Annotated in this window: 14 protein-coding genes; 7 read left to right on the forward strand and 7 right to left on the reverse strand. The window is 33.1% G+C overall.

The window, feature by feature from the left end; translation table 11 throughout:
* Positions 1–34: 34 nt before the first annotated feature.
* A complete protein-coding gene (locus tag C1638_RS02290; RefSeq protein ID WP_109617819.1) occupies positions 35–1450 on the reverse strand; it encodes an aminotransferase-like domain-containing protein in 1416 nt (471 codons plus the stop codon).
* A 114-nt stretch (positions 1451–1564) separates the two neighbouring features.
* Here C1638_RS02290 and C1638_RS02295 point away from each other — a divergent pair, with 114 nt between their 5' ends.
* The 3 genes from C1638_RS02295 (at position 1565) to C1638_RS02305 (ending at position 4382) form a co-directional block, all read left to right on the forward strand.
* Positions 1565–2077, forward strand: a complete 513-nt coding sequence (locus C1638_RS02295; RefSeq protein ID WP_109617822.1) for a hypothetical protein — start codon at positions 1565–1567, stop codon at positions 2075–2077.
* Between the two features lie 98 nt (positions 2078–2175).
* Positions 2176–3087 (forward strand): helix-turn-helix domain-containing protein, encoded by a 912-nt coding sequence (locus C1638_RS02300; protein WP_109617824.1) that lies wholly within the window; start codon positions 2176–2178, stop codon positions 3085–3087.
* A gap of 89 nt (positions 3088–3176) precedes the next feature.
* Positions 3177–4382, forward strand: coding sequence for an MFS transporter (locus C1638_RS02305; RefSeq protein WP_109617825.1), 1206 nt, complete (start codon positions 3177–3179; stop codon positions 4380–4382).
* Positions 4383–4410: 28 nt separating this feature from the next.
* Here C1638_RS02305 and C1638_RS02310 read toward each other — a convergent pair whose 3' ends face one another.
* The 4 genes from C1638_RS02310 to C1638_RS02325 all read right to left on the reverse strand — a co-directional run bounded on the left by C1638_RS02310 (position 4411) and on the right by C1638_RS02325 (position 7967).
* Positions 4411–4764 carry a DUF488 domain-containing protein gene (locus tag C1638_RS02310; RefSeq protein ID WP_109617827.1) on the reverse strand — a complete coding sequence of 118 codons (354 nt, stop codon included), beginning with the start codon at positions 4762–4764 and terminating at the stop codon, positions 4411–4413.
* A gap of 65 nt (positions 4765–4829) precedes the next feature.
* Positions 4830–5951 (reverse strand): lactonase family protein, encoded by a 1122-nt coding sequence (locus C1638_RS02315; protein WP_438829974.1) that lies wholly within the window; start codon positions 5949–5951, stop codon positions 4830–4832.
* A 481-nt stretch (positions 5952–6432) separates the two neighbouring features.
* The gene (locus C1638_RS02320; RefSeq protein WP_109617829.1) at positions 6433–7077 is read right to left on the reverse strand and encodes a TetR/AcrR family transcriptional regulator; all 645 of its coding nucleotides are present in this window, start codon (positions 7075–7077) and stop codon (positions 6433–6435) included.
* Between the two features lie 236 nt (positions 7078–7313).
* A complete protein-coding gene (locus C1638_RS02325; protein ID WP_109617831.1) occupies positions 7314–7967 on the reverse strand; it encodes a TetR/AcrR family transcriptional regulator in 654 nt (217 codons plus the stop codon).
* Positions 7968–8532: 565 nt separating this feature from the next.
* On the opposite strand from C1638_RS02325, the gene C1638_RS02330 reads away from it, so the two are divergent.
* From C1638_RS02330 to C1638_RS02340, 3 genes are all read left to right on the forward strand, one after another.
* Positions 8533–9201: a hypothetical protein gene (locus C1638_RS02330; RefSeq protein ID WP_109617833.1), complete on the forward strand. Its 669-nt coding sequence runs from the start codon at positions 8533–8535 to the stop codon at positions 9199–9201.
* A gap of 118 nt (positions 9202–9319) precedes the next feature.
* The gene (locus tag C1638_RS02335) at positions 9320–9766 is read left to right on the forward strand and encodes a KTSC domain-containing protein (RefSeq protein WP_109617835.1); all 447 of its coding nucleotides are present in this window, start codon (positions 9320–9322) and stop codon (positions 9764–9766) included.
* 332 nt (positions 9767–10098) lie between these two features.
* Positions 10099–10458: a prevent-host-death protein gene (locus tag C1638_RS02340; RefSeq protein ID WP_109617837.1), complete on the forward strand. Its 360-nt coding sequence runs from the start codon at positions 10099–10101 to the stop codon at positions 10456–10458.
* A gap of 215 nt (positions 10459–10673) precedes the next feature.
* Here C1638_RS02340 and C1638_RS02345 read toward each other — a convergent pair whose 3' ends face one another.
* A complete protein-coding gene (locus C1638_RS02345) occupies positions 10674–12851 on the reverse strand; it encodes an ATP-binding protein (RefSeq protein ID WP_109617839.1) in 2178 nt (725 codons plus the stop codon).
* 639 nt (positions 12852–13490) lie between these two features.
* Between C1638_RS02345 and C1638_RS02350 the strand changes: the two genes are divergently transcribed.
* Positions 13491–14333, forward strand: a complete 843-nt coding sequence (locus C1638_RS02350; protein ID WP_109617841.1) for a M12 family metallopeptidase — start codon at positions 13491–13493, stop codon at positions 14331–14333.
* A gap of 321 nt (positions 14334–14654) precedes the next feature.
* Here the strand turns inward: C1638_RS02350 and C1638_RS02355 are convergent, their stop codons facing one another.
* On the reverse strand, positions 14655–15770 hold the full coding sequence (locus C1638_RS02355; RefSeq protein WP_109617842.1) for a nuclear transport factor 2 family protein: 1116 nt from the start codon (positions 15768–15770) through the stop codon (positions 14655–14657).
* Positions 15771–15862: the final 92 nt, after the last annotated feature.

The raw sequence follows: 15862 nt of genomic DNA on the forward strand, positions 1-15862 counted from the left end.
TTAAATAGCTCCGATTAACTTTTCATCATTAATATTAAAGAAGAAAATCTTTTGCTTTTTCACCCATTTTTTCCAGTAAAAGAATACTTTCAGGAGTAATTCTTTCTGCAAAAACAATCCGAAAATGATGGCTATATTGATCCGTAAGTGAGAATGTATCTCCGGGAGTAAACAGAACCTTATGATCTTCACAGTACTGATAAAATTTCTGCATATCTATATTTTCCGGCATTTGTCCCCAAATACTGTATCCGCCTTGCGGCTGAGGAAAGTATGAGTCCTGAGGGAAGTATTTCCTTAAAGTCCCCAACAGCTGAACTGCCTGCTGATGTAACTTTTTCCTGAATGAACGCAAGTGTCTTTCATATCTGTTTTCCTGCAAAAGCTTAAGAACAAGTTCCTGATAAATCGGGGAAACTGTTCTTCCTAACACAAACTTTGTTCTCTCTGCTCTTGAATAATAATGACCTGCATACAGCCAACCCAAACGAATGCCGGGAGCCAGTGTCTTTGAAAATGAAGAATAAATCATTACCAATCCTTTATGGTCAAAGCTTTTAATACTGGATGGTCTCTCTTCTCCAAAATAAAGATCAGAATAGATGTCATTCTCAATAATGCATACCTGACGGGCTTCTGCTATTCTTAACAATTCCTTTTTGGTTTCGTCACTCATCATTATTCCTGTAGGATTATGAAAATTGGGAGTAACCACCAGGGCACGTACATTATTTTCCGCACAAGCCTTTTGAAAGTACTCCAAATCAAAGCCATTGTGATGATTAACCGGAACTTCAATCACTTTAAGTCCCAGATTAGCAATCACCTCCAATACAGAAAACACGCACGGGCTATCTACCGCCACAATATCTCCAGCCTTTGTTACAGAGCTTAATGCAATTGTTAAAGCCTGCAAGGCTCCGTCAGTAATAATCAATTCTTCAGGGTTTAATGTACAGCTATATATTCCCATTCTCTGGGAAATTTGTTTCCTCAATGATTCAAGTCCGTTGGAGGGATAATACCTCAGCAATGACGCTCCTTTTTCACGAATAACTTCCTGCATTGTTCGGAGGATCAGCTTTTGTGGAATAAGAAGATCTCCCGGCACCGCATTATTAAAGGAAGTCGCTTCGGAAGTTTGCTTGGATGTCAGCATCATGTTCTTCATAAATACCTCATCCCTTACTACCGGAGAAAGCTTTGTTTTTCGCTCAGGAATATGGCTTTCTTTCATCTCACAGACAAAATATCCTGAGCGTGGATGGCTCTCAATTAAACCTTTAATCATAAGAGATTCAAAACCGCTTTGTACGGAACTTGTACTTAAATTATACCTTTCCTTTATTTCGCGGACGGAAGGCAAGCGATCCTTAGCCCTCAAAGCCCCTTTGCGGATTTGCTCTTCAATCCCCTTTGTAAAAACTTCATATTTATAAGACTTCATCATGCTATCTCAATCTGTACTGAACAAATTTACAAAATACACATCTGTATCGGTTATATTTTAACAAACTGTACCTATTCTGAATGGATTAATCTTATAATTTTGATAAAAAAAAGAATGGAAATCATTTCAAAATTCACCATAGGTTCAGACGAGGGAGTTAATGATCTTTTTACAGTCATTAAATCTTCGGTCAGCAATACTTATAAAAATCTTATTTCAGAGGAAAGCATCAGAAAATACATTGCGGATTGGGATCCTAGAAAAATGATTAATGAACTGAATAATCTGTCTAATCAGCTTATCATTACTTATGCAGATCAAAAACCGGTGGGATATTGCATTTTGAAAAGCGGCTCCATATATCCTGGTTTTTCGGAAGATAAAAGGATGACTGAAGTTAATTTCGTTGTTCTTCAGGAATATAATTCAGTTGAAATTAGGGAATCTCTTTGGAAAAAATGCAGATCTGCAACATCATTTACGGATATCCTATGGACTAATATCCTTACAGAAGATCCTTTATTGGAGTTTTTCAAGGATACAGGTTTTGTTATTAAGGAAAATTCACAGACAGATCCATTCCTGCTTCCTTCTTATATTATGGAATTACAAATTATTAAAAATTAAAACAAACTTTAAAAGAATTCTGATCATACGAAACTTATTCAAAGGCAAATCTAAAGACAAAAGATTTGCCTATCTTTGATTTTCATAATTTTAAAGTAATGAGTGATCAACTGGAAACCATAGAGGATTATTATAAGCGCACCCAAAAGGATCTGCTGGAAATGTCATATTCAGAGCTTGAAAAAGGAAAGTCTCATTTCAATATATTTCCACGGAAGTATTGTGGCTTCAAAAGTCCCTACAACCGCCGTGATTATTATAAAATCTGTTTTATGATAGGAAAAGGAACAATCCATTATGGCCTGCATAAACTATATATTGACCGTCCGGTACTTTTTTTTCCGTCTCCTAATATTCCTTATTCATGGGAATGTGGGGATAACATTCAGGAGGGGTATTTCTGCTTGTTTAATCAGGAGTTTTTTAATGGAAATTCAGAGTTTAATTTATTTAAAAAAACTTCCTTATTTAAAGAATGGAGCAAGCCCTTTATCTTTCTGAATGAGGAGCAAACGCAGTTGGCCAATATGTATTTTGAGCAAATGCACAAGTTAAACCATTCTACTTATCCGTTTCGTTGCAGCGGCATTAAAAGTAACCTTGCTTCCGTATTGCACCTTGCCTTAGAAAGCCACGTAGAAGATATAAGCCTTAGTGAGCTTCCAGCCAACGTTCGCCTGTACAGACTATTTGATGAACTTCTTAATAAACAGTTTCCTTTGGACTCTCCTGCTTATCCATTGGCTTTAAAAACGGCTTCTGACTTTGCAGATCATCTTAATGTACATGTCAATCATTTAAATTCCTCAGTAAAATCAGTAACCCATCTCACTACGACACAGATTATTAAGGAAAAAATGTTTGAAGAATCTAAAAGCCTACTGAAGTATACCAACTGGGATATTGCTCAAATTGGCTACACTCTTGGTTTTGAACAACCTTCCCACTTTAATAACTTCTTTAAAAAGCACGCACAGGTTTCCCCTTTAAAATTTAAGAACGCTATTTAAATATTTGAATTTCGTAATTTTTACTTTGTCTTTTAAAATTGGTTTTTCTATTTCTTGAACTATTTTTGCATTGTAAAAAAAGAATGAATATGTTGAGAGAAGCATCTGAACAACGCATCAGATTAATAACCATTATGGCCTTTGTGTCTATTCCACTTTCGGGATTTGTCACTGATATTTACCTACCCTCATTTCCATCTATGGCCAAGGAGATGATGGTTTCGGAAAAAGATATCCAGATTACTTTAACGTCTTACCTGCTGAGCTATGGGATTTCCCAATTATTTGTAGGCGGAATTCTGGACAGTATTGGACGTTATCGCCCTAAGCTGATTGCTTTATTTATTTTGATACTGAGTAGTATTTTAATTACCACAACCAACAGTATTTTTTTAATATGTTTACTCCGTATTCTTCAGGGAGCTGCTGTTTCAGTTCTTGTGGTAGCTACCCGTGCTATTTTTGTAGATCTTTATGATTCAGAAAAGGTAAAGCATTATCTAAGCTACTTTACCATTGTGTGGTCCTGCGGCCCTATTCTGGCTCCTTTTCTTGGAGGCTATCTTGAAAAACTGTTCAACTGGCATGCTAACTTTTATTTCCTTGCCTTTTATGCCGGATTTTTATTCCTTTTTGAATGGTTCTTCAGTGGAGAAAGTCTTCCACAGAAAAAGAAGTTGGATCTTTCGGAAAACATCAGTCTTTACAAGATGATGCTTAAAAACAGAATCTTCATGTTGGGAATCTTCATCTTAGGCTTAAGTTATTCCATTGTGATGCTATTCAATATTACCGGACCGTTTATTATTGAAAACACCTTTCATTTTACACCTGTTGTGATTGGATATTGCACTTTGATCCTGGGATTCTCATGGATGATTGGTGGTTTTATTGGAAAACGCAGACTGACATTAGATTTTAAACCAAGAATCTTACAGCCTATTTTACTTCAACTGATTCTGATTGCAGGTTTAATTATCACCAGTTACTTTGCAGAAAGCCTTTTCATTATGGTTCCTTTTGCCTTTTTTATTCATATCTGTTCCGGAATTTTGTTTACCTCATTTTTCACCACAAGTATGCTATACTTCCCTAAAAATGCAGGAACAGCAGGTGGTTTAATGGGTGGATTGGTTTATGTAATCACTTCAATAACCAGCTTTATTATTTCTATAAGCGGAACTGTTACAGAACAAAAAGATCTTTCTTGGCGTTACCTCATCATCGCATGTTTACTCCTCGGGATTATTCTTGTGATGCACCAAGCCGTAAAAAAAGAAAAAGCAGAGAATTAATCTCTGCTTTTTTATTTTGGGTATCTTATCACTTAAGACTTTCCAGATATTTCTTCAAAACAATAGGATGGCAATGTTCCTCGTCCTTTGCTGCATACACCAGCGTTATTTTCTCCTGATCTTTATGACGGTTCAAAAAGTCCTTTCCTAAATTATTATCATCAAGTTCTTTCCTATATTTCTCAGAGAAATCATTCCACAATTCAGGGTCGTGATGAAACCATTTCCTCAATTCCGAAGATGGCGCCAAGTCTTTGTCCCAATCATCAATCATAGCTTTCTCCTTGGTCAGTCCGCGAGGCCATAGACGATCTACCAGAACTCTATATCCATCTGTGAGCGAAGAGGTTTCATAAACTCTTTTTAATACAATTACAGACATTCTGATTATTTTCAATAATAAAAGCAAATTTTATTCCTCATCCCCTATTTTTAAATTCATAAGAATTAATACTGTCCAATCTGCACAGAAGATACTCCATTCATTTTCAATTTTCTACCCACTTTTTTCAGCAATCCGGTTTCGGCATTTCGCTTAAATACAGTTGCTGTTCCACTTACTGCGTTTGTTGTTATTAAAAACTTTCCGGTGTTATCAATAGCAAATACCCTTGGATGTTTTCCTCCGGTCGGCTGATATCCTACAGTTTTTAGGGTTCCGTTACCTTGGATTGAAAATATGGCGATATTATTCTCCTGTCCTCTATTTGAGGCGTATAAATAACGACCATCAGGAGAAATATGAACATCTGAACTTTCAAAGTTATCTTTAATTTTATCTGAATGAGTGTCTATCCTCTGAATGCTTTCTAGTTTTCCACTTTCATACTTATACACACTCACCGCTCCTCCCATTTCTTCAATACAATAAGCATATTTACCGTTGGGGTGAAATGTAAAATGCCTTGGCCCACTTCCTAAAACAGCTTGTACAAAAGGTTTTTCAGCTTCTTTCAATGGTTCTTTCTGATCACTATCAAACTTATAACTTCTTATTTTATCTGCTCCCAGATCAGGTAAAAATACATAATCAAAATCAGGAGAAAAGACCGTTGAATGAATATGAGAACGCTCCTGCCTATCCGGATTCACACTTCCTTCTGAAAATTGAAAATTCTGAACGTACGGCTGTATGAATCCATTCTCTAAAACCGGATAAACCGAAGTGCTTCCCTCGGTATAATTTCCATTAATCAGCCATTTCCCATTTTTATGAGCAGTCAGATAAACAGGGTTTTCACCTCCGCTTTTTTGACTGTTGATAAAGGTCAAGGTCTTTTTTTCGGGATTAAACTCGAAACTGCTTACACTTCCAGCATCTTTCGTTTTACTTTCAGTACAGGCAAAAAGATATTTTTTGTTGGGAGACAAAGTCAGAAATGATGGATTTAAAATTCCCTTAATGGATGTTACTTTTGACAATTTACCTTTAATGGTATCCAATTGATATACATAGATTCCCTCGGTTTCTTTGTCACGGTTAAATGAGCCAAAAAATACATATGTATCCTGTGCATACAACTTTATACCTGATAAAATAACAAGCATAATGCTTACTGTTTTTTTCAATTTTTATTAGTTTTTGGAAATGTTTTGGAAAATACGGTGAACGATCCACAAATGTATGTATTAGTTACTATTCAAAATACTGAAGCTTTATAATTTTTATAGCTATCAACTCTCATTATAGAAGTAATTTCATGTACAATCAATGTAGATAATTTTTATTTTCAGTCTTTTTACTGCATCCATTTCCTTTACAAAAGCCAACTACCATTCACTTTATCTTACTGACTAACTGATCAATTGTAAAGAAATATAAAATTTTTTACAACTTTTAGACACTTTAAAGTGTCTTATTTTATATATTTGCACAAACTAAAAACCATTCTATATATTTTTAACACTCAGTTGAGAAAAAAAATTCGAATACTAAGGTAAAAGCACTAAATGTAACAGCACCATTAGAACTCTAATGATGCTGTTTTTATTTCTTCAAAAAATTATTCCTTATAGATACAAACAAGCAACTTTCTTAGCTGTTGTGGTTTTAATATTGCAAATGATCATAGGCCTGCTCTATAAAAAAAGAAACGGCTCTCTTGATGTTGTCCCGTCCATCATCAGAAGTGAGATCTACACCACAAAAAAAATTACTATTCACAGAAGACCTTAAATTCAGATAGTAAAGACCTGAAACTACTATTGCCATGATCGCCCGAAAATCCTCTGAATTCTCTTTAAAATAAGGATCCATCATTAATTTAAATATGTATTCTCCATTTTCCTCCTGTGTATCTGTGAGTTTTTTTAATGATTTTCGAGATTCAGATAATCTCCAGAGTAATAATTTTTGTGCCTCTTTATTTTTATAGATATAATCAAACTGTGAGTGCAGCATTTCTTCCATGAATGATCTACCTCCGTCATCTGTTTTCGGCTTTATTTTTTCAATTTCTTCAGTTGTAATCTTGCTCCAGTAATCATGAGAACGAATATATTCATCCATCAAGCCATCCATACCACCAAAATAAGTGTAGATCATTTTTTTATCAACCCCGGCTATAGAAGCAATATCATTGACTTTTAACCCTGCATGGCCTTTTGTTTTCAGAATTTTTCCAACGGCATCCAAAAATTTTTTTTTACTGCGTTCCGTATTCCGAATACTGCCTGCTGTTGATTTTCTTTCCATGGTTAAACATTCAATTGTACAAGTTTAAGAAAATTTAATCATTTTAAACACTAGTTAGTGTCTTATTTTGTATATTTGCATCAACTAAGAACCATTCTATATATTTTTAAACACTATCTGAGTGAAAAAAAATTTAAAAGAATTTCGAAACACTAAGGTAAAAACACTAAAAGTAACAGCATCACTAGATTTCTAATGATGCTGTTTTTTATTATTTAAAAATAGTAGTCTTTTCCTCAATCTTCCTGAGAATTCAGATTCTCATAGGTCTGCCCTACCATAAAAGATATTGCTCTTTTAACTCTTTCACGCCCTTCGGGGCTATTCATATCGAGACCACAAAAAACACTTCCATTTACAGAAGCAAACATATTCAGATAATAAAGTCCGGAAACCATGATTGCCATGATCGCCCTAAAATCCTCCGAATTTCCTTTAAAATATGGGTGGAAAATATATTTAAAAATATGTTCTCCGTTTTCTTCCTGGGTATCAATTAGCTTTTTTAATGATTTTCGAGGTTCAGATAAGCTCCATAGTAATAATTTTTGAGCTTCCTTGTTGGTGTATACGTAATCAAACTGTGAGAGTAGCATTTCTTTAATAAATGATTCTCCACCGTCTTTTATATCAGGTAATATTTTGTCTGTTTTATCTGTTGTTGCATTAATCCAATAATCCTGTGAGCGAATGTACTCGTCTATCAAGCCATCCATACCGCCAAAGTATGTATAGATCATCTTTTTATCTACGCCTGCTGTAGTAGCAATGTCATTTACCTTTAATCCTGCATAACCTTTGGTTTTCAGAATTTTCCCAACCGCATCCAAGAATTTCTTTTTACTGCGTTCCTTATTTCGGATACTGCCTGCTGCTGATTTTCTTTCCATGATTAAACATTCAATTATACAAGTTTATGAAATTTTTAATTATTTTAGACACTAATTGGTGTCCTATTTCATATATTTGCACAAACTAAGCCATTCTACATATATAAAACACTATTTAAATTGAAAAAAAACTATGACTTACTTTGATGACATTATTGTTCATTTTAGACCAACAACATTCAGATATAAGGAAAATGGGAAGCATTGAAGCTTCTATTCCAAAGGTTATACAAATGATGATACTAAAGTAATAATGGATCAAAATTCCAGATTTCGTGTAGGGTCAGCCAGTACAACTTTACCACAGTAATAATCCCAAACACTGTATAAGTAGACAAATCTAAACTGAATGATCCTCTCGTTAAAAGGATTCTTAAAGTAAAAGCTACAAGAAGCATAAAATATTCAGAAACTCAAAGGTAAAATACAAAAGACTTCTAATAATGATGTTCTTATTTTCAGGGACTAATTATTATAAACTTGTCAATTTATCCACTACAATATCCCTATTTTTTATCTTTAGTTAAAATTATAACACTAATAATTAATTTAAACAAATTAAATCATGAAGAAAATTTTGGTACTATGTGGCCTGGTATTTCTAACAGCCTGCTCAAACCCAACAAGCAAAAAATATAATGAAGCTACCATGGCTGAAGACCTAAAAGAAATTGGGGAAAGCAAAAAATGGAACGAACAAGATGCCGGATTATTTGCAGGATGGTTGATAAGAGCTAAACTGAAAGGTGAATCTTTAGAAAACAAGACCTATCAGGGTATTCTGGACGAAGCTAAAAAGTTTAAGGCTGAAAAAGAAGCTTTGGCAGCAAAAGCAAAAAAGGAAGCTGAAGTAAGGAAACAGAAAATGAAAGAAGCTCTTATTGTGACAATATTTGATAAAGAATATGTTCCGAGTAACTTTGATGTCGGGAGATTAGATGATTATAACTTATTCAAATATGCTATTCAAAATAAATCTCCTAAGGAAATAAAAGCTGCTAAAATTAGTTTTAAAATTTATAATTCTTTGGGAGAACAAATTGGAGACTCTTATAGCATGGATTTTACAGATGACAGAATTGCAGGCAACGCTACTTTTAAGGGTGATGCTGCTTTTGACTATAATCAGTTTTCTAATGAAGATAAAAAAATAGCTGCAGCAAAGCTTGAAGATTTAAGCTTTGACTTTGATGTTCAGAAAATTGTCTATTCTGATGGTTCAATTTTAGAATAACAGGCTCAAATTAAGCTACAAGCCGTTTTTCAGACATCAAATAAATTAATAATGAATAAGTTATGATTTTTAGAATTAATTTCCTTAATTTTGCACCCCGAAAATAGGGATTCAAATTATGAAAAGAGTTGGTGAGCATAGAAAGCTTCTTGGGGTTGACAAAAATGTAACTTTAAAAGAATTAAAAGTAATTTACAGAAATACGATGAAAGATTCGCATCCTGATAAATTTGTTAATGATGAAGCCGGAAAACTGGAAGCTGAAGAAAAAAGTAAGGCAGTAATTGAAGCCTATCATTTTTTGGTAAGTATCAATGAGGAAACTCAGGAAAAATATAAGGAAGAATACACTGAAACAATAACGAAGTCTAATATTCATGATTTTTATTTTGAAAAGCAGATTTTGAACGTTCAGCATTTGAATGGAAAAATGTATGAATATCTAGGTGTACCAAGAAATACGTATATAAAAATGGTCAATGCAGATTCGCCAAGTCGTTTTGCAAGAAGACACATTTATGGAAATTTCATCTACAGAAAAGCTGGTGAGGCTATGGAAGATTAATTTTTTCATTCAAAAACAAATAAAAAGACTTTCAGTTCATTCTGAAAGTCTTTTTTTATATAAAATAAAAGACAGAAAGAGTTCCGTCATATGCTACTTCACATTTAACTGAAAAATTATTATTCCATATTATATTTTAAGTTTTAATTTAAAACTCCTCTCTGAGCTTAATTAGAATCCTATATTTCAATTAATTATCACTAAAAACCTTATTTTTTTAATACCTTGTTTATGATGTATTGAATAAAATTCAATCATTATGATGGGAACCTTCTATTAAAATACGCTGTTATTTGTTATAATTAAGCCTATATTTACCAAAATTTAAAATAATGAATTATAAGCTTGAGCTCAATACTCAAGAGCCTAACTCAAAAATTGTTTTTCACAACATTTTATTTGATGCATTCAAGATTAATGTTGTTGAAAGATTTATTGGGTCAATGAAGTCTCGTCCAACACTATGTGAAGTTTTATTTAAAGTCAGAACTATCGACAATGAGCTTATTAAAAGAAAAGATGGTAACATCAGGGTGAAGATTAAAGGAGAGGATTTTGAAACGTATCACAGATTAACAAGAGAGCTAAGCTCTTATGAATATAAAAATAGGCTGATCAATAGAAAAGATGTTGAGCAGAATTACGTTCATTTCATTTTGAGCCTAGTTATTGCTAATTATAATCTGAATTAATATTTTCAGCAATTAAACCATTTGGCACGAGCTAAACGCTCGTGTCTTTTTTTCAATTCTTTTCTGTTTTATTTCTGTTATACTCTGATTATTATATTAATTTTTGGGATACTTTTACGAACCCTATTTCTGATTAATTTTATCATAATATTCGTTGTACTCAAAATTAAGTATCTCAATACATAATGAAAATGCAGAAGCTTTAAAAACAGTAATTATAGAGGAACGTTCATGAATTCAAGATAAAAACTTGTTCCTACATTCATCTTACTCTCAACGGAGACCTTAGCTCCTAAGCGATCAGCTATTCTTTTCACAATAGATAGTCCAATGCCTGCTCCTTCAAATGCTACAGTATTAGGCATTCTCCTAAAAATTTCAAAAATATTGACTCCATTACTTAAATCAATACCAATACCGTTATCCCGAATTTCATAAATAACCGATAAATCTTGCCTATAGCTTTTGACTTCTACAAGAGGATTTTCTTTTCTGGAACTATATTTAACGGCATTCCCAATAAGATTTAAGAACATTTGATAAAGTAGTGTTCTTTCACCTGGGATAGCTATTGTTTCACCAAGGATGAACTTAAGATTTTCACTTTCATACTGTTTCTTGGTATTTTCTAAAATATCAATTATTTTTCTTTGTGGATTAATCATTTCAAGCTCAAAATGAACATAAGTAGACTGGGAAAGTTCATACACTTTATCCATCATCTCGGTCATAAGCCGAGTAGAATTAAGGATATTAGTTGCCAGCCTATTGAATAGTTTATTTTTGTCTTCTTCGCGGTTAAGAATCATATCGGCTGACAAGTTAATCATTGCCAGAGGGTTTTTAAGATCATGAGTCAGTATATACCCAAAGGTATCTAGCGCACTATTTGAACGGATAAGCTCTCTGTTCAGTTTGAAGATTTCTCCACCTCTTTGGGCAATTGCCTGTTGTATAACGTATGCTATTTTTTCAAGAAATGCAAGCTCTCTTATTTTCCAGTTTATAGACTTTCCTTTGGTCAGCTTTCTCCAGCTTTCAAAAGATGTTCGCGGACTAGGATAAGAAATCTGACTTCCCTCTGGTGTTATAGAAAATTTCTCTGGCTTTCCCGCCCATATTTCCTCCACAATATTTTCTTTCCGAAAAAGATAGAGAAACCATCTATTTCCGGGAAGTAAATTGACTCTAATCACACCCGGAAAGGAAGTTTCATCATGAGATTCTGATTGAAAGTAATTAAAATGGTTTGTAGAAAATAAACTTTCTTCTTCTTTGTTCAAAAGATATTTATCTATTATATCTATACTATTTTTATCAGGAGTCTCTCCATTATAGCTCAACTCTCCATTATACTTCACAGCAAGTCCATCGGCAGCAACGATCTCCATTATTTTGGGAGTATATTTTTTTAAAACACCCACAAAATCATATTGCATCAAAAGTTCAGTTTTAAGATCTCTTTCTAAAGCTCCCATAATTTTATGAGCACTAATCAATTCTTTTTGATGTTTCAAAAGATGATAGTTTACGGCATACTGCGTTAAGAAAGTACATACATTTCTCTGTTCAAGGTCAACATGTTTAGGTACTGTATTTTGGCATGTTACCAATCCCCAAAGTTTTTCTTCAATTATGATTGAAAAGCTAACACTTGCGTAGGTATTTGTATTCCGAAGATATTGTAGATGTATAGGTGAGAAAGCTCTAAGACTACAGTAACTTAAATCCAGTTTATCAGAAGAGATTCCAAGAATATCAAATATTTCCCCGTCCACATTTGCAGCATTACGGGCAGGAAATCTTAAATATAGCTCGCGAGCTTGTATAGGAATATCGAATTCAGGATATCTATATGATAAATAGGACGGCAGATCTTCATTTTTTGATTCTGCAATTACCTGTCCACTATTATCTTCAAGAAATTGGTAAACCATTGCACGATCAAAACCCGTTATTTCTTTGATGAGATGGGTTAGCGTCTGCCAACAATCTTCACTACGTTCAAGTTCTTTGGCATAATTATTCAAATCGGTTGATCTTACAACATAATTATTACAAATCTCAATTTCAAAAAATATTTTTTCATCATATTGATAGATGCTGATATAGTATTCTTGATTACGAATAGAGATACGTTCTGTAAACCTTTTAAGTGGGGCAGATACATATTTTTCTATTTCGGAGATCATAGATCCACTGTCATCAACAATCAGATTCAACAATTGATCTATTGTAAGTTTCAATATTTTATCGAAAGAAAGCTCTGTAATTTCAACCGAGTTTCTGCTGGCAGCAACACACACACCATTCTCAAAAACAAATAGATAACCAAAATACTGGATTTTTCCGCAAAGATGTATTTGCTCTTCATGACATCCAACCTGAAGCATAATTTCCTTATTTAAAAATAAAACTATAATATTCAGAAATCTTTAAGAAAGTTATCATTAAGAATACTGGTAAACACCCTGAATAAAAGACATTGTATCGATTTACTAAAATACTAAACTATAATTAAAATACCGAAATTTATTTTTCCAATTGAAAGTTTTATACCATTATCTGTAAAACTCAGGATTAAATTGGAAGCTTGATTATTTTCATTTCTATTTTTATAAAAAAAAGATTCATTATTACATTTTACTTCAACATTATAACCTTTCATTTTTTTCAAGAATAACGATATACTTAAATCACTAAATTTTGATTTTCAATAGAGAAAACTTAAGAAAAAGGAATTTTTACCACGAAATTTATACTCATTATATACTTAATTTTGTTTAATATACAATGTGATGATGCTAATATGAGACAATATACCCTTGAAATGATATGATTCCACAAGTATGAAATTCCTTTATAGAAAGGCAATTAGGTTAATGTAGTACCTGTGTAGATGTGCCTTAATCTTAATTTACAAAAGAAAAAAAGAGGGAGCATTATTTTTTATTATAGCTTTAATTCACACATAGTGGATTATCTATTTTCTTAATCGTTAAAAAAATTAATCAACATAAAACACCAACATTATGGAATTACACAAGAAAATTTTATTAGGATCATTTATTTCAATGGCTTTAGTATCATGTAATACTACAAATGATAATGTGGATGAAAAAATCCCACAAGACCAACAATTGCTTTCGGCACTACAAGCCATTCCAACAGCAGATATTCCTGCAGGTTTCGAAAAAACACAAATGTGTAAAGATGTAAATCTTCCGGGAGAGGATAATATTCCTGGAGCAGCTTCAAGGGGAGCTGTTATTACTAATAAAAAATGGACAAATGGCAGCGTTATCACTGTAGGTCTTTACGGAGGAAGCACTTACGTTCGCAACAAGGTGATACAATACGCCAAGGAATGGTCCAAATATGCCAATATTACTTTTAATTTTGTTACCACTGGAACGCCACAGATTCGTGTGACATTTACATCCGGTGCCGGATCTTATTCATATATAGGAAAAGATGCCCTTAGTATAGCATCTAATAAAGAAACAATGAACTTTGGCTGGTTTAATGATTCGACAAGTGATACAGAATTCAGCAGAACAGTCATTCATGAATTTGGCCACGCCCTTGGAATGATCCATGAGCACCAACATCCTTTAGCAGCTATTCCGTGGGATAAGCCAAAAGTATACGCCTATTATGCAGGTGCTCCAAATTACTGGACTCAAGCTCAGGTAGATAATAACCTTTTTGCAAAATATTCAACTTCACAAACACAATATAGTGCTTATGATACGCAATCTATTATGCATTATAGTATCAGTTCAACGCTGACCACAAATGGATTCAGTGTGGGTAGTAATACTGTTTTATCTCCTACAGATAAGCAATTTATCGGAACAGTATATCCAAAATAAGAAATCTACTTATCTCAATATGAGTCTACCTTGTGTAAAATCGGGGTAGACTTTTCTTGTGTCTATAATCTAGTAAGGAGTAACCCAATGAATTGTTAGGAAAAATAAAAACAATAATAACAAACTTCGTTGGTTTTGGCGATATCCCTAGACGGATGAAGCCAGAGACCTAGTTTTCGATGCTCAAAACACTGAACATCCTCAGTTTTCAGAAAAAAACCCTAGTTCTGATAAATAAAAAAGCCCCTAAAAAGGAGCTAAAATAAACAAAATGTCGTCAAAATTTAATTTTATCAATTTTTATGAACGTTAAATTTTATTCTAATTATTTTTCTCAATCAATTCAATAATTTTTAGAGCAACACCATTTGATGATTGAAAATTTTGTCCAGTGATAATTCGACCGTCTTGTTCCACATGAGACACATTTCCTTTTGAAAATTTAAAAGTCCCTCCTCTTTCTTCTATTGTCTTTTGAATTAAGAATGGAAAATGTTTAAAATATTCTCCATCTTGTTTTTCAAAAGAATCAGGATAGCCGCTTATAGTCTTTCCTTGAACTAAGAATTTACCATTTTTAGTTCTTAAGTTAACAATACCCGCTGTCCCATGACATACGGAAGAGATAATACCCTTATTACCTTCATATACTTGCATCGCAATGCGCTGAATATCTGAATTTTCAGGAACGTCATACATCGCACTTCCACCGCCAATATAATGAACTGCTTTGTAATTTTTATAATCAATTTGTTTAGGGTTCAAAGTATATTTTATGGCGTACATAAAGTCTTGATTATATAAATACTGCTTTTGCAAGCTATCGGAGGTATTGATATAAGCTAAAGGAATATCACCACCCTCCGGACTTACAAAATCAACAGTATACCCTGCATTTACAAAAGTATCATAAGCGTTTACGATTTCTGCAAAGCTATTACCCGTTGAAATTATAGATTTCCCATAATAATGGGCATTGGAAACAATGAATAATATTTTTTTTCCGGTTTTATTACTGGCTTTACTACTTGCCGATTTACTAATTATTTTCCATTTATCCTGAATTTTTTTTAACAAGAACATATCCATAAATTCTTGTTTTCTTTCAGGAATAAGAATTTCGGCTTTTGCAATAGCAATATCATTAAAATATTCTATAGAGATAATTTTCCCAATACGACCGTTAAACTCTCCTTTATTTCCTTTTTGAAACCAGTTGACATATTCTGAAACTGGAACAATCCATAAAGGTTTTTCTTTGTGGCTTAGAAAAAGATTGGCTTCAGAATAAAAAGCCTCGCTAATACTGTCGGGTTCATTGTAAGATGTACCATTAATATAATTTTGAATACAATTCTCAATGAGAGATTGTTCCGACTGTGCAAAAGACCCATTTGATAGGAGTACAAATAAAATTGCGAAAAATATTTTTCTCATAAACTTTAGATTTTAATGATTTAAAAATGTTTCGCAAAAATATATTGCCTAATTTTTAATTCATTCCAAGTTTATCATAATGAAGTACGAAT

Origin of the sequence: Chryseobacterium oncorhynchi, assembly GCF_002899895.1 — a bacterium.
In the GTDB taxonomy this organism is placed as follows: Bacteria; Bacteroidota; Bacteroidia; order Flavobacteriales; family Weeksellaceae; genus Chryseobacterium; species Chryseobacterium oncorhynchi.